This is a genomic window from Streptomyces sp. WG7 (assembly GCF_049975785.1).
In the GTDB taxonomy this organism is placed as follows: Bacteria; Actinomycetota; Actinomycetes; order Streptomycetales; family Streptomycetaceae; genus Streptomyces.
This window is the reverse complement of the sequence record NZ_JBNGGE010000029.1, coordinates 82,812-103,826: the sequence shown is the minus strand read 5'-3', so window position 1 is coordinate 103,826 and position 21,015 is coordinate 82,812. Positions and strand designations below refer to the sequence as shown.

Here is a 21,015-nt window from a genome sequence, read left to right as displayed (position 1 = left end):
ATCAGGGGCCGAAGCGTGCGGATCCCGCCCCGAGTCGTACGGATCAGGCCGAAGGGTGCGGGTCCGGCCCTGAGTCGTACGGATCAGGGGCCGAAGCGTGCGGATCCCGCCCCGAGTCGTACGGATCAGGCCGAAGGGTGCGGGTCCGGCCCTGAGTCGCACGGTTCAGGGGCCAAGCGTGCGGAGACCGGCCCGGAGACGGCTACAACGCCTCTTTCCGCGTCAGGTGGTTGAAGACCAGCCAGCCCGGCAGTACGGGCAGCCAGAGCGTGAGCAGCCGGTACAGCAGGACCGCGGGGGCGGCGACCTCCTTGGGGAGGCCTACGGCGATCAGGCCGACCGTCAGTGTCGCCTCCACCGCGCCCACACCGCCCGGCGTCGGCGCCGCGGAACCCAGCGCGTTGCCCGCGAGGAAGACGACCGCGACGCTCGCCAGGCTGATCGACGTCGACTCGTCGCCGAAGGCCCGGATCGAGGCGTCCAGGCACATCACGAAGCAGGCGGTGAGCAGCAGCATCCCGCCGATGCCGGTGACCAGCTTCTGCGGCCGTTGCAGCACATCGAGCATGCGCGGTACGACTCCGGCGAAAAGCGACCGCACGCGCGTGACGACGAATTTCCGCAGGAACGGCACCGAGGTCACCACGAGCACGAGCACAGCCACCGTCAGCAGACCCGCGATGACCGTCCGGGACGGGGACAGCGACGGCGTCTTCTCGGTGCCGGTCAGATAGCCGAAGGACAGCAGCATCAGGATGTGGCAGCCGAGCCCGAACAACTGCGACGCGCCGACGCTCGCGACCGCGAGACCGGGGCGCACCCCCGCGCGCTGGAGGAAGCGGGTGTTCAGGGCGACCCCGCCGACCGCCGCGGGGGCGACGATCTTCACGAACGACCCGGCGACCTGCGCGGCCACGGTCCGCAGGAACGGCACCCGCTCGGGCACGAATCCCAGCAGGGCCATCGCCGCGGCGACGTAGCTCGCCGCGGAGAACAGCACGGCCGCGGCGACCCAGCCCCACTGGGCGTTCGAGATCAGGGGCCCGAACTCGATGTGGGTGAGCTGCGTCAGCAGGAAGTAGGCGCCGATCGCCCCGGCGATGAAGCTGATCAGCGTACGTGGCCGCACTCGTTCCAGGCGGGCCGGCTCGACGGGGGCCTGCGGCCTGATCCGCAGCACCGCGTGCCGGATCAGCGTGAGCAGGTCCTCCTCGCGGGCCCCCTCCAGCGCCTCGTCGACGGCCCGCTTCTCCGCACGCTGCTCGGCGCGTACGGCCTTCTTCTCGGCCTTGTCGGCCCTTTCCGGTCTGCCGGCCTTGTCGGAGGTCCCGGGTACGGGGCTCGTGTTGTCGGCGGCCGCCTCCGAGCGGGCGAGCTTGGCCTGCCGGGACGACTCCAGGACCGCCTCCCGCTCGCGCTCGGCCCGCTTCCGGGCCAGCTTGCGCAGGGTCGCGCGCGTGGAGCGGCTGAGCGCGATGGGCTGGAGCATCGGCAGGCAGTCCGCCACGGTGTCGGGGCCGAGCACGCCGACCGCCGAGGCGACCGCGCGTTCGGCACCCACCCGCAGGCCGAGCGTGACCAGGAGCTGGGAGACGTCCATGCGCAGCAGCAGGTCCCCGGCGGCGATCTCGCCGATGCGCAGGTCGGTGAGGATCACCGTGCCGGAACGATCCACCAGGATCGCGTCGCCCACCAGCCTGCGGTGCGCGATGCGCCGGGACTGCAGGGCCCGCACCTGCTCCCAGGTGCCGCGCAGCAGGTCGTCGGTGATCTCCTCGTCCGACAGCGAGTCGAGTGTGCGCCCGCCGGTGTGCTCGTAGACGAGCATCACGGCGTCGGGACCCAGTTCGGATGTCGCGATCAGCTTGGGGGCGTTGGCGCCGGCCGCGATCGCCGCGTAGGCGAGCAGTGCCTCCTGCTCCAGGGCCTGCCGCAGGGAGGGCAGGCTGCTGCGGGTGGCGAAGCCGCGCAGCGTCAGGTTGCGCCACGCGCGGTAGAAGAAGCCCTGTGCCTGCTGCTCCCGGTCCACCACCGTCACGTCCAGCGGTCGGCCGTCCTCCAGCGTGACGAAGTAGCGGCGGCCGCGGTCACCGGTCTCCGCCGTGTCCGACGGCGCCTCCTCGCGGGCGGCGGTCACCGGGCGGAAGCCGACGTGCCGCAGGCCCGCCATCAGCGTCCGCCCGGTGGGGCGGACGTTGGGGGACCCCACCGCGTACAGCGTTCCGTACGCCACGGACCAGCCGATGAGCACCGTCAGGATGATCGAGAACGGCGTCGTGTAGCCGGTGACGAGCATCGAGAAGGCGTCGAGGAGCAGCACGATCCACAGCACCGCGCGCCAGCGGGGTCTGCGGGACATGCCGACGGCCGTCATGTAGGCGATGACCGGCGCCAGGTAGCCGTGCACCGGATCGGTGAGAGCGTGGACGTCGCCCGGCGAGGGCTGGGTGAGGGCCTCCTGGATGGAGCCGGGGGCCGCCTCGGCGACCCACAGGTCGGTGGCGAGGGTCACCCCGTGTGCGAGGACCGCCGCCAGCACCCCGTCGGCGATCCGCAGCCCGTCCCGTTTGATCAGCCGCTCGATCGCGAACGCGACGGGCACCAGGAGGATCGCGATGCTGGAGGCCAGTCCCGCGATCTTGATCAGCAGATCGGGTGCCTGCCCGGTGCCCTTGTTGATGTCCTGTTCGAGGCCCGAGGTGGTGCCGTGGGCGAAGGCGGCGACGGCGAGCAGTACGGCGACGGCGAGCACGCCCACCAGGAGCCGCATCAGGTCGGACGGACGGTGCACGCGCGCGGGGAGCAGCGGTTCGTCGCCCTCCACCTCGTCGATGTGCGCGACGTCGTCGGGGTCGGCGGCGGTCGCCGTCCTGCCTGGGGCCGCCCGCCGGCCGGTGTTCTCGCCGCTTCCGTCCGCGGTGTCCGGGCGCGACGAGGAGTCAGAGGTGCCCTCGGGGTCCTCGGGGTGCACACCCTGCTGTTTCATCGCCTCTTCTTGCTCTCGTATCACTGGTCACCGCCCGCACGATGGTGGCATGCCGCGTCGGCCTCGGCAGGCATCAGGGTGCCCGTGCGGGCCGCACAGTCTGCCCGAAGCGCCGCTTCCGGGCGAGGGACGCGCACCGTCCCAAGCGCGTCGCGTTGTCGGTGGAGTGCGGCAGTATGGGTCGGATGAGCGAGCAGAGCCTTCCGGACGACGCCCGCCCGGACTACGCGGACGCGCTGCCCGAGTACGCCGAGCGGGTTCTCGAGGTGACCGAGCTGATTCCGCCGGGCCGGGTCATGACGTACGGGGACATCGCCGAGTACCTGGAGGAGGGAGGGCCCCGCCAGGTCGGACGGGTGATGTCCCTCTACGGGGGAGGCGTTCCGTGGTGGCGCGTCGTCCGCGCGGACGGGGTCCTGCTCGCGGGGCAGGAACTGGAGGCGCTCGACCGCTACCGGGAGGAGGGCACGCCCCTGAAGGAGGCGAGCAGAGGCGCGGAGGGGCATCTGCCGCGCCTCGATCTGAAACGGGCGCGGTGGGACGGCGGCGAACGCGCACAGGCTCACATCTGACAGCTTCCGCCATCGGATCGGCCGACGTGTGACCTGTGATCCGTATGAGGGAAAAGGGACAGTTCGGGCACGTCCATGGCATGACGTACGTTCGTGGGGCGGGGGACACAAGCGCCGCACGTGGCCCGAGGGAAGAAGGGGAAGCTCTGCTTCCGCCTCATCCGTCGGCCTGGCGTCGGCGGCACCAGCCCCTCTCATCCCGCGGCCCCCGTCGTGCCCGCAGCGCGGACGGCCCACCAGCACACCCACCAGGACCGGCGAACCACGTGAGCTCCTTCTCCTCTGCCAGACACCCGTCGCACCCCCAGGTGCGACGGGGGAGCCGTGGCGCTTACCGGCTGGTGCGTACCCCGCCGGAGCGAAAGGATCCCCCTCGTCTGGACGCCGCACAGCGCGCCGTGGTTGACCACCGGACCGGACCGCTGCTCGTCCTCGCGGGCCCGGGCACCGGCAAGACCACCACGCTCGTCGAGTCCGTGGCGGACCGTGTCGCCCGGGGCGGCGACCCCGAGCGGATCCTGGTGCTGACCTTCAGCCGCAAGGCGGCCCTCGAACTGCGCGACCGGATGGCGCTGCGCATGGGAGCCACCCGTGCTCCCCGGGCGACCACCTTCCACTCCTTCGGTTACGCCCTGGTCCGCGCTCACCAGACCGGCGACCTCTTCGCGGAACCCCTGCGGCTGCTGTCCGGCCCCGAGCAGGACGTGACGGTACGCGAGCTGCTCGCCGGGCAGGTCGACCTGGAGCGGCTCGGCCTGGCCCATGTGCGCTGGCCCGACGAGCTGCGGGCCTGCCTGACCACCCGCGGCTTCGCCGACGAGGTCCGCGCGGTCCTCGCCCGCAGCCGCGAGCTGGGCCTCGGGCCGGACGCGCTGGGGGCCTTCGCCCGACGCATCGGCCGCCCCGACTGGCGGGCCGCCGCCGTCTTCCTCGCCGAGTACCTCGACGTGCTCGACCTGCAGGGCGTGCTCGACTACGCGGAACTCGTCCACCGCGCGGTGCTCCTCGCCCGCCGTCCCGAGGTCGCCGCGCACCTGGCCGCACAGTACGACGCGGTCTACGTCGACGAGTACCAGGACACCGACCCGGCCCAGGTCCGGCTGCTGCACGCCCTGGCCGGGGGCGGGCGCACCCTCGTCGCCTTCGGCGACCCCGACCAGTCGATCTACACCTTCCGGGGCGCGGACGTGAACGGCATCCTCGACTTCCCGACCGCCTTCCCGCGCGCGGACGGCCGGCCGGCGCCGGTCGAGGTGCTGCGGACCTCGCGCAGGTCCCGGGGCGCCCTCCTGGCCGCGACCCGGCTGCTGACCCAGCGCATGCCGTTGACCCGGCTCCCCGCCGACAAGGTGCGCGCCCACCGCGAGCTGACCCCGGTGCGGGACGGAGGGCGCGTCGAGGTGTTCACGTACCCGACATCCGGTACCGAGCTCGACAACATCGCCGACATCCTGCGCCGGGCCCACCTGGAGGACGGCGTCCCCTGGGGCGACATGGCCGTCCTGGTACGCGCCGGGGCACGCACCATCCCCATGGTCCGCCGCGCCCTCACCGCGGCCGGCGTCCCCCTGGACATCGACGGCGACGACCTTCCCCTGCGACACGAGCCGGCGGTGGCGCCCCTGCTGACGGCGCTGCGGGCGGTGGCGGAGGCGGAGGCGGGCGAACGGCCCGGGGCCGGCCTCGCTGCACGCCGGGCGGACGGTGTCGTGCCGGGGGAGGCGATACACAGGGCGGACGGCGACGTCACGGACGAGGCTGAGGACGGGCCGGGCCGGGACGACGCCGACGAGGTGGCGCAGGCGGCACCTGAGGCGCCCCTGCAGGCCGGACCCGAGGTGGCGGAGGCAGGCCCCGAGGTGGCGGTGAAGGCCGGACCCGAGGCCGACGCCGATACGGCGGTGCAGGCAGCCCTCGAGGCCGACGCCGATACGGCGGTGCAGGCAGACCTCGAGGCGGACGCCGATACGGCGGTGCAGGCAGACCTCGAGGCGGACGCCGATACGGCGGTGCAGGCAGACCCCGAGGCCGACGCCGATACGGCGGTGCAGGCAGCCCCCGAGGCCGACGCCGACACGGCGGTGAAGACCGCGCCCGGAGAACGCGCCGACCGCGCGGCGGACCCGTGCTGGCTCCCCACCGAGACCGCCCTCACCTTGCTCACCTCCCCGCTCGCCGGCATGGACGCCGCCGATCTGCGCCGCCTCGGCCGCGCCCTGCGGGAGGAGGAGCGTGCCGCGGGCGACCCGTTGCCACCGCCCTCGGACGTCCTGCTCGCGCGCGCGCTGGCCGAGCCGGAGCGGCTGGCGGTGCACGACCCCGCGTACGCGCGTGGCGCCCAGCGTCTCGGTGCTCTGCTGCGCAAGGCCCGCGAGCGTCTGGCGGGAGGCGGCAGTGCCGAGGAGGCGCTGTGGGACCTGTGGGAGGGCACGCCGTGGCCCGCCCGCCTGGAGCGCTCCGCCCGGCGTGGCGGCGCGGCCGGACGCAACGCCGACCGCGACCTCGACGCCGTGTGCGCGCTCTTCGCGACGGCCGCCCGCGCGGAGGAGCGCACCGGCGGCCGGGGCGCCCTGAACTTCCTGGAGGAGATCGACGCCGAGGACATCGCCGCCGACACCATCACGCGGCGTGCCGTACGGCCCGAAGCCGTCCGCCTGATGACCGCGCACCGCTCGAAGGGGCTGGAGTGGCGCCTGGTCGTCGTCGCGGGCGTCCAGGAGGGACTGTGGCCGGATCTGCGCCGCCGCGGCTCCCTGTTGGAGGCCGACCGGATCGGCCGCGACGGACTCGCCGAACCGCTCACCCCCGGCGCGCTGCTCGCCGAGGAACGCCGCCTGTTCTACGTGGCCGCCACGCGCGCGCGTGAGCGGCTCGTCGTGACCGCCGTGAAAACACCGGCCGACGACGGTGACCAGCCCTCCCGGTTCCTGACCGAACTCGGAGTCGAACCCGCCGACGTCACGGGCCGCCCGCGTCGCCCCCTCGCCGTCTCGGCGCTCGTCGCCGAGCTGCGCGCCACCACGGTCGACCCCCGCGTCTCCGAACCCTTGAGGGAGGCCGCCGCCCGCCGCCTGGCGCGCCTCGCCGCCCTCGCCGACGAGGACGGCCGCCCCTTGGTGCCGTCCGCCCACCCGTACCGCTGGTGGGGCATGTGGGACTCGACCGAGAGCAAGGTGCCCCTGCGCGACCGCGACCAGCCCGTCACCCTCTCCGGGAGCGCCCTGGACCAGCTGGCCAACACCTGCGCCCTCCAGTGGTTCCTCGGCCGGGAGGTGAAGGCCGACGCGCCCGCGACCGCCGCCCAGGGCTTCGGCAACGTGGTGCACGTCCTCGCCGACGAGGTGGCCTCCGGGCGCACCCCGGCCGACCTCGCCGTCCTCATGGAGCGCCTGGACTCGGTGTGGAACGCGCTCGCCTTCGACGCCCCGTGGAAGTCGGCGCAGGAGAAGGCCAACGCGCGCGTGGCGCTCGAACGCTTCCTGAAGTGGCATGTCATGGACCGCGCCGGACGCACGCCGGTGGCGAGCGAGCACGACTTCGACGTGACCCTGGAAGCGGGCGACTACGAGGTGCGCATCCGCGGCCAGATGGACCGTGTCGAGGCCGACGGCGACGGCCGCGCCTACGTTGTCGACTTCAAGACCGGCAAACAGGCGCCCACCTCCGCCGAGGTGGCCCACCACCCGCAGCTCGCCGTCTACCAGCTCGCCGTCCGTGAGGGCGCTGTCGACGACGTCTTCGACGGCACCCGCCCCGGGCCGGGCGGCGCCGAGCTCGTGCAGTTGCGCCAGGGCGCGCCCAAGCGGGACGGCGGCGAGACCTTCCCCAAGGTGCAGGCGCAGGACCCCCTGGAAGGGCCGGGGGGCGAGTGGGTCGGGGACCTGCTGGCCACGGCCGCCGGCAAGGTCCTCGACGAACGGTTCACGCCGACCGCGGGCCAGCACTGCACCCACTGCGCCTTCCGCGCGTCGTGCAGTGCACGGCCCGAAGGGCGGCACGTCGTGGAGTGAGCGCCCGGAGCGCCCGGAGCCCCCAGAGCACCTGGAGCGTCCGGAGCCCCCGGAGCGCCCGGAGCGCCCGGAGCGCCCGGAACCCCCCGGAGCACCTGGAGCGCCCGGAGCCCCCGGAGCGAGCGGGCGTCCGGTGTGATGAGCGGCACCACAGGCGCTGACCTGCGCTTCTTCCCGCTCCGGAGGCGATCCCGCCTCCGCCTGTCAGTGCCCGCCGCTAGCCTCTCTGACGTGCCAGCCCATCTCACTGATCCCGAACAGCTCAAGGAGCTCCTCGGTATCCCTTTCACCCCGGAGCAGACGGCCTGCATCATCGCGCCGCCCGCCCCGCAGGTGATCGTGGCCGGGGCCGGGTCGGGCAAGACGACGGTGATGGCCGCCCGTGTGGTGTGGCTGGTCGGCACCGGCCAGGTCGCCCCGGAACAGGTCCTCGGCCTCACCTTCACCAACAAGGCGGCCGGCGAACTCGCCGAGCGCGTCCGCAAGGCGCTCATCAGGGCCGGCGTCACCGACCCTGATGTGATCGACCCGGACAACCCACCGGGCGAACCGGTGATCTCGACGTACCACGCCTTCGCGGGCCGCCTCCTGACCGACCACGGCCTGCGCCTCGGGCTCGAACCGACCTCCCGTCTGCTCGCCGACGCCACCCGCTTCCAGCTCGCCGCGCGTGTCCTGCGCGAGGCCCCAGGGCCCTACCCCGCGCTCACCCGCTCCTTCGCCGACCTGGTCAGCGACCTCCTCGCCCTGGACGCCGAACTCGCGGAGCACCTCGTACGCCCGGAGGAGCTGCGCACCTGGGACGCCGCCCTCCTGGACACCCTGCAGGACGTCAAGCTCAGCAACGCCGATCTGCGCAAGGTTCCCGAGGCCGCCGCCGCGCGCCGCGAACTCGCCGACCTGGTGATCCGCTACCGGGCCGCCAAGCGCGAACGGGACCTGCTCGACTTCGGCGACCAGATCGCCCTGTCCGCGCAGCTCGCCGGGCTCCCCGAGGTGGGCCGCGTCCTGCGCGACGAGTTCCGGGTCGTGCTGCTCGACGAGTACCAGGACACCTCGGTGGCCCAGCGCATCCTCCTGGCGGGCCTGTTCGGCGGCGGCACCGGCCACCCCGTGACCGCCGTGGGCGACCCGTGCCAGGCCATCTACGGCTGGCGCGGCGCCTCCGTCGCCAACCTCGACGACTTCCCGGAGCACTTCGCACACGGGGACGGCCGCCCCGCCGCCCGTCAGGCGCTCAGCGAGAACCGCCGCAGCGGCGGCCGCCTCCTCGACCTCGCCAACGGTCTCGCCGAGCCCCTGCGCGCCATGCACGCGGGCGTGGAAGCCCTGCGTCCCGCCCCGGGCGCGGAACGCGACGGCACGGTCCGCTGCGCCCTGCTGCGCACCCACGCCGAAGAGATCGACTGGATCGCCGACTCCGTCGCGCACCTCGTGCGCACCGGCAAGGCGCCCGGCGAGATCGCCGTCCTGTGCCGTACCGCGACCGACTTCGCCGAGATCCAGGGCGCGCTGGTGGCCCGCGACGTCCCCGTCGAGGTCGTGGGCCTCTCCGGGCTGCTGCACCTGCCCGAGGTGGCCGACCTGGTCGCCGTCTGCGAAGTACTCCAGGACCCCGGCGCCAACGCCTCCCTGGTGCGCCTGCTCACCGGCCCGCGCTGGCGTATCGGCCCGCGCGACCTCGCCCTGCTGGGCCGCCGCGCCCGGCTCCTGGTGAGCCACGCGCGCGTGGACGGCGACGACGACCCCGACCGGCGGCTCGCCGAGGCTGTCGAGGGGGTCGACCCGTCCGAGGTGATATCGCTCGCGGACGCCCTCGACACCTTCCTGGAGACGCCGCTGGACGGCACCGGCGACGACGACGGGCTGCCCTTCTCCACGGACGCCCGCGTGCGCTTCGCACGGCTGGCCGCCGAACTGCGCGACCTCCGCCGGGCCCTGTCCGACCCGCTCATGGACGTCCTGCACCGCGTCCTCGCGGTCACCGGCCTGGAGGTCGAGCTGTCGGCGTCCCCGCACGCCCTGGCCGCCCGCCGCCGCGAGACGCTGTCGAACTTCCTGGACGTCGCCGCGTCCTTCGCCGCGAGCGACGGCGAGGCCACCCTGCTCGCCTTCCTCGGCTTCCTGCGCACCGCCGCCCAGTACGAGAAGGGCCTGGACAACGCCCTGCCCGGCGGCGAGAACACCGTCAAGGTGCTCACCGCGCACAAGTCCAAGGGCCTGGAGTGGGACGTCGTCGCCGTACCCGGCCTGGTCACCGGAACCTTCCCCAGCGGCCAGGGCCGCGAGAAGTGGACCGCCCAGGGCAAGGTGCTGCCGCACGGCCTGCGCGGCGACGCCGACACCCTGCCCGACGTCGAGTCCTGGGACTCCCGGGGACTGAAGGCCTTCCACGAGTCCATGAAGGGACACCAGCACACCGAGGAACTCCGCCTCGGCTATGTCACCTTCACCCGCCCCCGGTCCCTGCTGCTGGGCTCCGGCCACTGGTGGGGCCCCAGCCAGAAGAAGCCCCGCGGACCGTCCGACTTCCTCACCGCCCTGTACGAGCACTGCGCCGCCGGGCACGGCGAGATCGAGGCCTGGGCGGACGAACCCGCCGAGGACGAGGAGAACCCGGCCCTGCACCGGGCGACCGCCGATCAGGCCTGGCCCCTGCCCCTGGACGACGAGGCACTCGCCCGACGCAGGGCCGCCGCCGAGACGGTTCTCGCCCACCTGGACGGCCTCGCCTCCCACGAGGACGGCCGCCCCGCCGCCACGCACGACGTGAACACCTACGACGACCCGGACTGGCCGGCGCCCCCCGAGGACGACGAGGCACCCCAGGACGAAGAGGACCCCGGCTGGACCGAAGACCCCGCCGACTGGGACTCCTGGGCCACGGACCGCCCCGTCACATCACAGGCGGACCTCCCTTCCACGTCAGAGGCGGACCTCCTGTCCGTACCACCGGCGGACCTCCCTTCCACGTCGCACGCGGACCTCCCCTCCGCACCGCCGGCGGACCTCCCCGTCACACCGCCGCCGGACGGATCCGCCACGCCGTTGCCGGACCGGCGGACCGTCCCCCCGCCGGACCGGCCGACCACGCGACCGCCGGACCGCCGCCCCACCGTCCCCCACCAGGCGACGCCTCCCGGACAGCCCGGCACCGACCTGCCCCGCCCCCACCCCGAGGAGCCGCCACCGGCTCACCCCGCCCCCCAGAGACCGGCCGCCCCCGCCCGCCTCACCCCGGAGGAGGCCCGCACCGTCGCCTCCTGGGACCGCGACCTCGACGCCCTCACCGGCGAGCTCCTGCGCGCCCGCGAGAGCGTCACCGAGGTGCATCTCCCGGCGTCGCTGACCGCCACCCAGTTGCTGAGCCTGGCCGCCGACCCGGACGGCTTCGCGCAGGAGCTGGCCCGGCCCATGCCTCGCCCGCCCCAGCCCGCCGCCCGCCGCGGCACCCGTTTCCACGCCTGGGTCGAGGCCCGCTTCGAACCACTGATGCTGCCCCTGCTCGAACCGGAGGAGCTCCCCGGCAGCGAGGCAGAGGTCGCCGACGAACGCGACCTGGAGTTCCTCAAGGACGCGTTCGAGCGCACCGAGTACGCCCGGCGCACCCCGTACCGCGTCGAAGCCCCCTTCCAGCTCTCGCTCGCCGGCCGTGTCGTACGCGGCCGCATCGACGCCGTCTACAAGGAGGGCGACGGGGAGACGGCGACGTACGAGATCGTCGACTGGAAGACGAACCGCGTCGCCAGCGGGGACCCGCTCCAGCTCGCGCTCTACCGCCTTGCCTGGGCCGAGCAGCTGAACGTACCGCTGGAGTCGGTGACGGCCGCCTTCCTGTACGTACGCACCGGCGAGGTCGTACGCCCCGAGGGGTTGCCGGACCGCGCCGCGCTGGAGGATCTGCTGCTGGCCGAGCCGGTCGGTGACGAACCGCACGACCGGGGTGTCCGCGCGGGCCGATAGGCTCGTGAGCATGAGCCACCCCGTTGACAATGCTGTCAGCGCTGTCCGTACGTACATCGAGCAGCACCGCGCAGCCTTCCTCGACGACCTCGTCGACTGGCTGCGCATACCGTCCGTGTCGGCCCAGCCCGAGCATGCGACCGATGTGCGCCGCAGCGCCGACTGGCTCGCCGCCAAACTGAAGGAGACCGGCTTCCCGACCGCCGAGGTCTGGCCGACCGAGGGCGCCCCGGCCGTCTTCGCCGAGTGGCCCTCCGGTGACCCGCAGGCACCGACGATCCTCGTCTACGGCCACCACGACGTGCAGCCCGCCGCGCGCGAGGACGGCTGGAACAGTGATCCCTTCGAGCCCGTGGTCCGTGAGAACCGCCTCTACGCGCGCGGGGCGGCCGACGACAAGGGCCAGGTGTTCTTCCACACACTCGGCGTCCGTGCCCACCTCGCCGCCACCGGCCGAACAGCCCCCGCGGTGAACCTCAAACTGCTGATCGAGGGCGAGGAGGAGTCCGGCTCCCCGCACTTCCGCGCCCTGGTCGAGGAGCGCGCCGCACGGCTCGCCGCCGACGCGGTGATCGTCTCCGACACCGGCATGTGGTCCGAGGACACCCCCACGGTCTGCACCGGCATGCGCGGCCTCGCCGAGTGCGAGATCCGGCTGCACGGCCCCGACCAGGACATCCACTCGGGCTCCTTCGGGGGCGCGGTCCCCAACCCTGCCACCGCCGTCGCCCGCCTCGTCGCCGCCCTGCACGACGAGCACGCGCGCGTGGCGATCCCCGGCTTCTACGACGGCGTGATCGAGCTCACCGACCACGAACGCGACCTCTTCGCCGAGCTGCCCTTCGACGAGCGGCAGTGGCTGGGCACGGCCAAGTCGTACGCCGCCCACGGCGAAGCCGGGCACACCACCCTGGAGCGCATCTGGGCCCGCCCCACCGCCGAGGTCAACGGCATCGGCGGCGGCTACCAGGGCCCGGGCAGCAAGACGGTCATCCCGTCGTCCGCCATGGTGAAGCTCTCCTTCCGGCTGGTCGCGGGCCAGGACCCCGACCACGTGGAGAAGGCCGTCCGCGCCTGGGCAGCCGAGCAGGTGCCCGCCGGGATCCGCTGCGAGATCACCTTCGGCGCGGCCACGCGCCCGTGCCTGACGCCGCTGGACCACCCGGCGCTGCAATCGGTGGTCCGTGCCATGGGCCGGGCCTTCGGCAAACCGGTGCGCTTCACCCGCGAGGGCGGCTCCGGACCGGCCGCCGACCTCCAGGAGGTCCTCGGCACACCGGTGCTCTTCCTCGGCATCTCCGTCCCGTCCGACGGCTGGCACGCCCCCGACGAGAAGGTGGAGCTGGATCTGCTCCTCAAGGGCGTCGAGACCTCCGCCCACCTGTGGGGTGACCTGGCGGAATACTGGCGCCACGCGCCCTGAACGCTCCGCACGGCCGTGGTCCGGACCGGCATCGCGCGCGCGGCACACTGGAAAGGCCGCCCCGCGCCGCCGAGCTCTCCGGACCCGGTCGCCACCCTCGTACGACCCGCTGAACCGCCTGCCGCACCGAACCGCTCACCGGGGGAGTTGGAAGCACCCGTGACCACCTGGACCGACCACACCGCCGACCGTCCCATCTCGCTCACCGCCCCGAGCGGAATCGACCGCGCCGCCCACCACCGCCTCGACGAGGCATGGCTCGCTGCGGCGTGGAGCCACCCCTCGACGCGCTGTTTCGTGGTCTCCGGCGGCCAGGCCCTCATCGACGAGACGCCCGACGGGCGCACCGAACTCGTCATGACCCCGTCCTTCGAGGCCCCGCTCACCGAGGCGCACCGCTACTTCCTGGGAACGGACGAGGACGGCGTCAGCTACTTCGCCCTCCAGAAGGACTCCCTGCCCGGGCGCATGGACCAGTCCGCCCGCCCCGCGGGCCTGCGCGAGGCGGGCCTGCTCCTGTCACCCCGCGACGCGGGTCTGATGGCCCACGCGGTCGCCCTGGAGAACTGGCAGCGCCTGCACCGGTTCTGCTCCCGCTGCGGCGAGCGCACCGTCATCGCCGCGGCCGGCCACATCCGCCGTTGCCCCGCCTGTGGTGCCGAGCACTATCCGCGCACCGACCCCGCCGTGATCATGGCGGTCACGGACGGGGAGGACCGTATCCTGCTCGGCCGCCAGGTCCACTGGCCCGAGGGCCGCTTCTCGACGCTCGCCGGCTTCGTGGAGCCCGGCGAGTCCATCGAGCAGTCGGTCCGCCGCGAGGTCTACGAGGAGGCCGGCATCACCGTCGGCCCCGTCGAGTACGTCGCCAGCCAGCCCTGGCCGTTCCCGTCCAGCCTGATGCTGGGCTTCATGGCCCACGCCACCTCGACCGACATCAACGTCGACGGCGACGAGATCCACGAGGCCCGCTGGTTCTCCCGCGACGAGCTGGGCGCGGCCTTCGACTCCGGCGAGGTGCTGCCGCCCTACGGCATCTCCATCGCGGCGCGCCTCATCGAGCTCTGGTACGGCAAGCCACTGCCGACGCGCGGCTCCTTCTGAGACAGGACGACGCGTAAGGGGTGGCCTCACCGGGGAGGCCACCCCTTGCGCGTCTCGAAGAAGGCGCGTGCCCCGGCCCACGGTGGCGTGCTTCCACCGGAAGCACGGCGCGGCACGCGCGCACACGAAACCCCCGACCAACCACCCTGGGAACGGTCGGGGGTCGCGCGCGCCGGCGTCAGACCGCGAGAGCCTGCTTCACCTGGGCAAGGCTCGGGTTGGTCATGACGACCTCGTCGCCACCCGTGGAGGGAACCACCCGGACAGTGGGTACCGTCTGGTTTCCGCCGTTCGCCTTCTCCACGTACGCGGCGGACTCCGGGTCCTGCTCGATGTTGATCTCGGTGTAGGCGATGCCCTCGCGGTCCATCTGGCTCTTCAGCCGACGGCAGTAGCCGCACCACGTGGTGCTGTACATCGTCACAGTGCCCGGCATGTCTATCGCGCTCCTTCGGCGGCTCGGAAATGAGGTCGCACGGAGGGAACGTCTGCGGCGACGCCACCATTCCCGGAGCGACCGAGGCACGTGACGCCCGTCGCATTGGTATGACTATCAGTGCGTGCCTGTGGACAACCGACTCACCCGTCTCCCGCGACCTGGCAGCATGGCGGTGTGACAGCAGCAACGCATTCCACCCTCTTCCCGCAGGTACCGGACTCGGCCGACGCGGTGCTCGAAGGGCTCGACCCCGAGCAGCGCGAGGTGGCGACCGCCCTGCGCGGCCCGGTGTGCGTGCTGGCGGGCGCCGGTACCGGCAAGACCCGGGCGATCACCCACCGCATCGCCTACGGGGTGCGCGCGGGGATCCTCCAGCCCTCCAGCGTGCTCGCCGTCACCTTCACCAACCGTGCCGCCGGGGAGATGAGAGGCCGCCTGCGCCAGCTCGGTGCCGCAGGCGTCCAGGCCCGTACGTTCCACTCGGCGGCGCTGCGCCAGCTCCAGTACTTCTGGCCGAAAGCGATCGGCGGCTCCCTGCCCAGGCTCGTCGACCGCAAGATCCAACTCGTCGCCGACGCGGCCGCCGCCTGCCGCATCCGCCTCGACCGGGGCGAGCTGCGCGACGTCACCGCCGAGATCGAGTGGTCCAAGGTGACCCAGACCGTCCCCGCCGACTACGCCCTCGCGGCGGCCAAGGCCGGCCGTGAGGTCCCCCGCGACCCGGCCGAGATCGCCCAGCTCTACTCCGCCTACGAGGACCTGAAGCGCGGACGCGGCGTCATCGACTTCGAGGACGTGCTGCTGCTGACGGTGGCCGTCCTCCAGGACCGCCACGATGTCGCCGAACAGGTCCGCGCCCAGTACCAGCACTTCGTGGTCGACGAGTACCAGGACGTCAGCCCCCTCCAGCAGCGCCTGCTGGAACTGTGGCTCGGCGACCGCGACGACCTGTGTGTGGTCGGCGACGCCAGCCAGACCATCTATTCGTTCACGGGAGCAACCCCCGACCACCTGCTCGACTTCCGCAGCCGTCACCCCGGCGCCACCGTCGTCAAGCTGGTCCGCGACTACCGCTCCACCCCGCAGGTGGTCCGCCTGGCCAACGGTCTGCTCGCCCAGGCCCGGGGCCGGGCCGCGGACCACCGTCTGGAGCTGGTCTCCCAGCGTCCGGCGGGCCCTGAGCCCGTCTACACCGAATACACCGACGAACCGGCCGAGGCCGAGGGCGCCGCCCGCCGCATCCGCGAACTCATCGACTCGGGTGTTCCGCCCGCCGAGATCGCGGTCCTGTTCCGCACGAATTCCCAGTCGGAGACCTACGAACAGGCCCTCGCCGACGCCGCGGTCCCTTACCAGCTGCGCGGTGCTGAGCGCTTCTTCGACCGCCCCGAAGTACGCAAAGCCGGCAGTTCCCTGCGGGCCGCGGCGCGCTTCGGCGGCAACGACTCCCTCCTCGACGACGCCGTCGACCTGCCCTCCCAGGTGCGCGCGGTGCTGTCCGGGGAGGGGTGGTCCCCGCAGCCCCCGGCAGGGTCGGGCGCCGTCCGCGAGCGCTGGGAGTCGCTGGCCGCCCTGGTCAACCTCGCCCAGGACTTCGCCGCCGCCAGAGCGGGCGCCACCCTGAGCGACCTCGTCACGGAACTCGACGAGCGGGCGGGGGCCCAGCACGCCCCGACGGTGCAGGGCGTCACCCTCGCCTCCCTGCACTCGGCCAAGGGGCTGGAGTGGGACGTCGTATTCCTGGTGGGCGTCACCGAGGGCATGATGCCGATCGCCTACGCAAAGACCGACGAGCAGGTCGAGGAGGAACGGCGCCTCCTCTACGTCGGCGTCACCCGGGCGCGCGAACGGCTGCATCTTTCCTGGGCGCTGGCCCGTTCACCCGGTGGTCGGCCGAGCCGCCGTCCCAGCCGCTTCCTGAAGGGGCTGCGGCCCGGTTCGGGGACGGCCGGCGGACGTACGGCCGCGGGCGGCTCGGGAGGTGTGGAACGCGGCTCCGGGGGTGGCGGCGTCGCGGCGTCGGTCCCCAGACGGGTACAGCGGATCCCGGCCCGCTGCCGGGTCTGCGGGCGCACACTCACCGACGCGGGCGAGATGAAGCTGATGCGCTGCGAGGACTGCCCGTCCGACATGGACGAGGGGGTCTACGAGCGGCTGCGCGAGTGGCGCGCGATCCAGGCGGGGCGCAGCGGTCAGCCCGCGTTCTGCGTCTTCACCGACAAGACGCTGATGGCGATCGCCGAGTCCGTCCCGGAGGACGAGCGCGAGCTGGTACGGATCCCGGGCGTCGGCGCGCGGAAGCTCAACCGGTACGGAGCGGATGTTCTGGCCATCTGTGCAGGCCAGAACGGAGTGGGGCTTGACGAAGGCGACTGATACGAACTCGTCGAAAAAATAGTTTGCGCATGCCCCGGGAATCCCCATAGGTTCTTGGTCACGGGAGCAGCGGCCTTCCCGAAGGCCCTGAATCCGTGTTGTACTTGCATATCCGCGGACTGGTTCATCCCGGTCCCCCGAGACGCCGAGAGGAGGCGAGCCCAGTGATCAGCATCGACTTCAGCACCACCGTCAGCTCCACCGCCAAACTGACCGATCGCTCGGCCGTCTCCCTGTGCACGCTCGGCGCTTCCAACCCGGGCACCGGTCTGTCCGGCATTCGTGCCGTCCTTCCGGCCGCCGCCTCCGTTGCCTCCGCGGGCCTTCCCGTCCGTGAGCGCGATGAGCGACCGACCGAGGCACTGGAAGCAGCAGTAGAGGCACAGGCGCAGGCCTATGCCTTTACCGCGACCGGTGCCGGTTTCCGGACGCAGACGACGCAGCACCACCTGATGTGGGCCTTCCGTGGGCCAGAACCCTGGAGTGATCCAGCCTGATTGACGATCAGGCCGGCGCCTTCAGGGCCGCGGAACCCCATCCGGGATCCGCGGCCCTTCTGTTTGTCCCCGAACGGGGACGACAGCACGAAGGAGCCTCGGGACAAGAAAAGAACCCGGTACCAAGCCGCCACCCGGCCGACCGGCCGGAACGACCAGACGAGGAAGAAACCCCGTGCAACTCGAAGCGCACGCCCCGTCCGTACCGCCTTCCGACACGATCCCCAAGCCCGTCCCCACGGAGGACTCCACCTTGACCCCGCTCACCGCGCTCACCGCGCTCGACGACGCCATCGAGAACCTCGGCGTGCCCGTTCCCTGCCGCTCCTACGACCCGGAGGTCTTCTTCGCGGAGTCGCCGGCGGACGTGGAGTACGCCAAGTCCCTGTGCCGCACCTGCCCGCTGGTCGAGGCCTGCCTCGCCGGCGCCAAGGAGCGGCGTGAGCCCTGGGGCGTCTGGGGTGGCGAGCTGTTCGTGCAGGGTGTCGTCGTCGCCCGGAAGCGGCCCCGTGGCCGCCCGCGCAAGAACCCGGTCTCGGCATGAACACCGCAGGAACGATCGACCGTCCCCTCACGTACGACCCGAAGAAGCAGGCCCCGATGAAGCCGTCCACCCACGACATCACAGGCACCACGCCTGAAGACTTCACCCCCAGTGACGCGAAGGACTCGCGTCAGAACAGGACCCGCGAGATGCAACTCATCCCAGAAGCCCTGGCTCGTGCGCATATGCACGACCGCCTGCAGAAGGCCGAGCAGGAACGCCGGGCCCTGCGCCTGGCGACCGCTCGCCGGATGCAGCGACGGGCCGAGCGCGCCTCGATGCGTGCCCGGCGCGCGCTCGCCATGGCTGTCATGCAGTAACCCGGCCACACCCGGAGCATGGCCTCGCCGACGAGGGAGGCGAAGCTCCCCGTGGGGGCCGGTCCGTCCGAACGGACCGGCCCCCACGGCGCGTTCAGCCCCGGCGGCTCATGCCTCCGCCGCCGTTTCCCCCATCTCGTACTCGTCCTCCGCCGCGTACTCCTCCTCGGGGAGGAACCCGACCAGCCACTCCTCCAGCTCGTCACGCAGCCGCACCGTCGCTCCCAGCTGGCACAGCACACCGATGGTGCTCAGGGTCACGCGGTGAATCAGCAGGTAGGCCGGCGGCAGGTTGAGCTGCTTGGCCAGCTGGTAGGCGGGGGAACGGGGGTCGCCGATCCGGGCCGCCTGGCTCCGCATCCAGCCGCGGGTGAAGGTGAACTCGTCGACCCGGGCAGGCTCGATGATCGGCAGCAGGTAGTCGAGGATGGCGTCGGGGTCCAGCTCTATCGACTCCTTGACGAAACCCTCTGCGCAGAGCATCTCGTAGACGGCGTCCGCCTCGCCGTCCAGCGCCATACGCAGGGCCGACCCGATGGGCTCGGGCAGGCCTCCCGGAAGGCGGTCGACCGTGCCGAAGTCCAGGACACCCAGGCGCCAGTCGTCCTCGCCGTCCGGCCCGCACGGCAGCAGCCGGAAGTTGCCCGGGTGCGGGTCGGCGTGCAGCAGGCCGGTGCGCGCCGGGCCGGAGAAGAGGAAGTGGGCCAGGAGCTGGCCCGCCCGGTCGCGCTGCTCCGGTGTGCCGTCCGCGATGATCTCCGACATCGGGATGCCGTCGATCCACTCGGTGACCAGCACCTGGTCGCACTGGTGGACGACGTCCGGCACCACGATGTCCGGGTCGTCCGCGAACTCCTCTGCGTGGGCTCGCTGGGCCTGCGCCTCCAGGTCGTAGTCCAGCTCCTCCGAGACCCGGTCCTTCAGCTCCTTGATCAGCGGCTTGATGTCCATGCCCGGGACCAGCGGGCCCAGCAGGCGGGCGAAACGGCTGAGCTGGTTCAGGTCGGACAACAGGGCCTCGCCGGCGCCCGGGTACTGCACCTTGACCGCGACCTCGCGGCCGTCGTGCCACACCGCACGGTGCACCTGACCGATCGAGGCGGCCGCGGCGGGCTTGTCCTCGAACTCCACGAACAGCTCGGGCCAGTCCTCGCCGAGCCGCTCCGCGAGCACGGAGTGCACCGTGCGCGTCGGCATCGGCGGTGCCGCCTCTTGCAGCTTGGTCAGCGCCGCCCGATAGGGGCCCGCGACCTCCTCGGGCAGCGCCGACTCGAAGACGGACAGGGCCTGTCCGAACTTCATCGCCCCGCCCTTGAGCTCGCCCAGCACCTTGAACAGCTGCTCCGCGGTGCGCTGCTGCAGCTGCTGGCCGACGATCTCCGCGGACTCGCCCACGATTCGCTTGCCGAGCCCCCAGGTCGCCCGCCCGGCGAAGCCGAGCGGGAGCGCGGCGAGCTTGGCGGTCCGGGTGACCGCCTTGCGCGGAAGATCAGACATGCGCCCTCCAAGTCCCAGCCGGCCGCCCCGGTTCTGCCTCACGGCGTACGTCCGCCGACGGCCCTTGCCCCGCCATTGTCGCGCGCCGCTCCCCATCCTCGGGGGTGTGTTCCTGCTTACCTTTTCCGGCGGCGCCGCACGGGCACGCGGAGTGCGCCCGCACCGGCCGCGTGTGCCACCGCAGACCCGGCAGCGAGACCTCCCAGCGTGCGCCGACGCTCGAAGGCGTCCGGCCGTCCAGGAAGGCGAGCGCGTGGGCCGCCGCCAGCCCGGCGACCGTCGTGGCCAGAGTGAGGTCGCAGGCCCGCACCTGGCGCTGCTTGCCGGACCGCCACTGTGCCACCAGACGGGGCCAGGCCGGGTCCCGGTCGGTGCGGTCCGCGTACAGACAGCCCGCGCACCCCGTCTCGCCGGGCAGGACGAGAGGACCGACGACACCGGTCCCCTCCACGACACCGGCGTACAGGTGGGGCGTACCGGAGGCCATGAGGGATTCCGCGGAGGTGGGGTCGGGTGTGTGGACCGCGACGTCGTCGCGCGGGGCGACGACCACCAGCGAGAAACCCGGGACGCCCTCCTCGGGCGGCGTCGTGGGACTGCGGCGCGCCGGGCGGCCGGGGGCGGCCCGGCGGACGACACGGCGGGCTGTCTCGTCCCGGCGCTCGCCTACGGACTCGGCGGGAAGCCCGCCCGGGGCGACGTCCCACGGCTCGACGCGGCCGCCGTCGAGCACGTCGATCTCGCCGACGCCCGCACCCGACAGCAGGCCGGACAGCACCGCGCCCACCCGCCCCGCACCCCTCACCCGCACTCGCAGGGCACGCCGGGCGGCCAGGTGTCTCATCGCGTCCCCCGGTTCGGAGGTGGTCAGGGACAGGGAGGCCAGGTCGGGGCGGAGCCGGTCGAGGACCTCCTTCTTCTCGCGCAGGGCGTCGGCATCCGGCCCGCCGCCCCGGGAGTCGTCGAGGAGGCCGGCCCGCGCCAGCCCCTCCACCACCCGGTCGACATGCCCTTCGGGCAGGTCCAGGCGATGCCCCTCCTCACGCAGGAGAGCCGGTCCACGGGTGCCGTTGAGCAGTTCGAGGAAACTGCCCGTAGCCGTGTCCACCGGGCCGAGCGTCAATGCGTGCGCTGGTGTCATCCCGAACTGCACGGTGTTCAGATCGCGCCAGCCGCGCCTGAGCGCGGGCTTCACCATCGGATGCATGCCAGGTCCCCCGTAGGTCTCCGAGAGTCTTCGAACGTCCCGTATGTCCGGCGGTGGCCCGTCGCGTACCCGTCCAT

General features: G+C 72.8%; 13 protein-coding genes. 9 read left to right on the top strand and 4 right to left on the bottom strand.

Annotated elements, in window-relative coordinates:
• Positions 1–202: 202 nt before the first annotated feature.
• Positions 203–2,986 (bottom strand): lysylphosphatidylglycerol synthase domain-containing protein, encoded by a 2,784-nt coding sequence (locus tag ACP4J0_RS25675; RefSeq protein WP_426601086.1) that lies wholly within the window; start codon positions 2,984–2,986, stop codon positions 203–205.
• 185 nt (positions 2,987–3,171) lie between these two features.
• Between ACP4J0_RS25675 and ACP4J0_RS25670 the strand changes: the two genes are divergently transcribed.
• From ACP4J0_RS25670 to nudC, 5 genes are all read left to right on the top strand, one after another.
• Entirely contained in the window at positions 3,172–3,558 is a 387-nt protein-coding gene (locus tag ACP4J0_RS25670; protein WP_426601084.1) for an MGMT family protein, read from the top strand.
• Between the two features lie 266 nt (positions 3,559–3,824).
• Positions 3,825–7,568 carry a UvrD-helicase domain-containing protein gene (locus tag ACP4J0_RS25665; RefSeq protein ID WP_426601082.1) on the top strand — a complete coding sequence of 1,248 codons (3,744 nt, stop codon included), beginning with the start codon at positions 3,825–3,827 and terminating at the stop codon, positions 7,566–7,568.
• A gap of 231 nt (positions 7,569–7,799) precedes the next feature.
• Complete coding sequence (locus ACP4J0_RS25660; RefSeq protein WP_426601080.1) at positions 7,800–11,531, top strand: UvrD-helicase domain-containing protein; 3,732 nt, start codon at positions 7,800–7,802, stop codon at positions 11,529–11,531.
• Between the two features lie 10 nt (positions 11,532–11,541).
• Positions 11,542–12,954 carry a dipeptidase gene (locus tag ACP4J0_RS25655; RefSeq protein WP_426601079.1) on the top strand — a complete coding sequence of 471 codons (1,413 nt, stop codon included), beginning with the start codon at positions 11,542–11,544 and terminating at the stop codon, positions 12,952–12,954.
• 159 nt (positions 12,955–13,113) lie between these two features.
• A complete protein-coding gene (gene nudC, locus ACP4J0_RS25650; RefSeq protein WP_426601077.1) occupies positions 13,114–14,058 on the top strand; it encodes an NAD(+) diphosphatase in 945 nt (314 codons plus the stop codon).
• 178 nt (positions 14,059–14,236) lie between these two features.
• Here nudC and ACP4J0_RS25645 read toward each other — a convergent pair whose 3' ends face one another.
• Positions 14,237–14,494, bottom strand: coding sequence for a mycoredoxin (locus ACP4J0_RS25645; RefSeq protein WP_426522361.1), 258 nt, complete (start codon positions 14,492–14,494; stop codon positions 14,237–14,239).
• 177 nt (positions 14,495–14,671) lie between these two features.
• Between ACP4J0_RS25645 and ACP4J0_RS25640 the strand changes: the two genes are divergently transcribed.
• From ACP4J0_RS25640 to ACP4J0_RS25625, 4 genes are all read left to right on the top strand, one after another.
• Positions 14,672–16,873, top strand: coding sequence for an ATP-dependent DNA helicase UvrD2 (locus tag ACP4J0_RS25640; protein ID WP_426601075.1), 2,202 nt, complete (start codon positions 14,672–14,674; stop codon positions 16,871–16,873).
• A gap of 164 nt (positions 16,874–17,037) precedes the next feature.
• Positions 17,038–17,370 carry a hypothetical protein gene (locus ACP4J0_RS25635; protein WP_426601074.1) on the top strand — a complete coding sequence of 111 codons (333 nt, stop codon included), beginning with the start codon at positions 17,038–17,040 and terminating at the stop codon, positions 17,368–17,370.
• A 175-nt stretch (positions 17,371–17,545) separates the two neighbouring features.
• Positions 17,546–17,914: a WhiB family transcriptional regulator gene (locus tag ACP4J0_RS25630; protein WP_351390591.1), complete on the top strand. Its 369-nt coding sequence runs from the start codon at positions 17,546–17,548 to the stop codon at positions 17,912–17,914.
• Complete coding sequence (locus ACP4J0_RS25625) at positions 17,911–18,234, top strand: hypothetical protein (RefSeq protein WP_426601073.1); 324 nt, start codon at positions 17,911–17,913, stop codon at positions 18,232–18,234. Before ACP4J0_RS25630 ends, ACP4J0_RS25625 begins: the two co-directional genes overlap by 4 nt.
• A 108-nt stretch (positions 18,235–18,342) precedes the next feature.
• On the opposite strand, the gene ACP4J0_RS25620 is transcribed toward ACP4J0_RS25625, so the two are convergent.
• Together ACP4J0_RS25620 and ACP4J0_RS25615 are read right to left on the bottom strand one after the other, a co-directional pair.
• Positions 18,343–19,731 (bottom strand): ABC1 kinase family protein, encoded by a 1,389-nt coding sequence (locus ACP4J0_RS25620; RefSeq protein ID WP_426601072.1) that lies wholly within the window; start codon positions 19,729–19,731, stop codon positions 18,343–18,345.
• Positions 19,724–20,938 carry a TOMM precursor leader peptide-binding protein gene (locus ACP4J0_RS25615; protein ID WP_426601071.1) on the bottom strand — a complete coding sequence of 405 codons (1,215 nt, stop codon included), beginning with the start codon at positions 20,936–20,938 and terminating at the stop codon, positions 19,724–19,726. The genes ACP4J0_RS25620 and ACP4J0_RS25615 overlap by 8 nt, the downstream gene beginning before the upstream one ends.
• Positions 20,939–21,015: the final 77 nt, after the last annotated feature.

Excerpts from the sequence above, each read along its gene's own strand:
- ACP4J0_RS25675 (WP_426601086.1), bottom strand. The coding sequence starts at position 2,986 with ATGAAACAGCAGGGTGTGCACCCCGAGGACCCCGAGGGCACCTCTGAC.
- ACP4J0_RS25615 (WP_426601071.1), bottom strand. The coding sequence starts at position 20,938 with ATGCATCCGATGGTGAAGCCCGCGCTCAGGCGCGGCTGGCGCGATCTG.
- ACP4J0_RS25645 (WP_426522361.1), bottom strand. The coding sequence starts at position 14,494 with ATGCCGGGCACTGTGACGATGTACAGCACCACGTGGTGCGGCTACTGC.
- ACP4J0_RS25620 (WP_426601072.1), bottom strand. The coding sequence starts at position 19,731 with ATGTCTGATCTTCCGCGCAAGGCGGTCACCCGGACCGCCAAGCTCGCC.
- ACP4J0_RS25625 (WP_426601073.1), top strand. The coding sequence starts at position 17,911 with ATGAACACCGCAGGAACGATCGACCGTCCCCTCACGTACGACCCGAAG.
- ACP4J0_RS25670 (WP_426601084.1), top strand. The coding sequence starts at position 3,172 with ATGAGCGAGCAGAGCCTTCCGGACGACGCCCGCCCGGACTACGCGGAC.
- ACP4J0_RS25655 (WP_426601079.1), top strand. The coding sequence starts at position 11,542 with ATGAGCCACCCCGTTGACAATGCTGTCAGCGCTGTCCGTACGTACATC.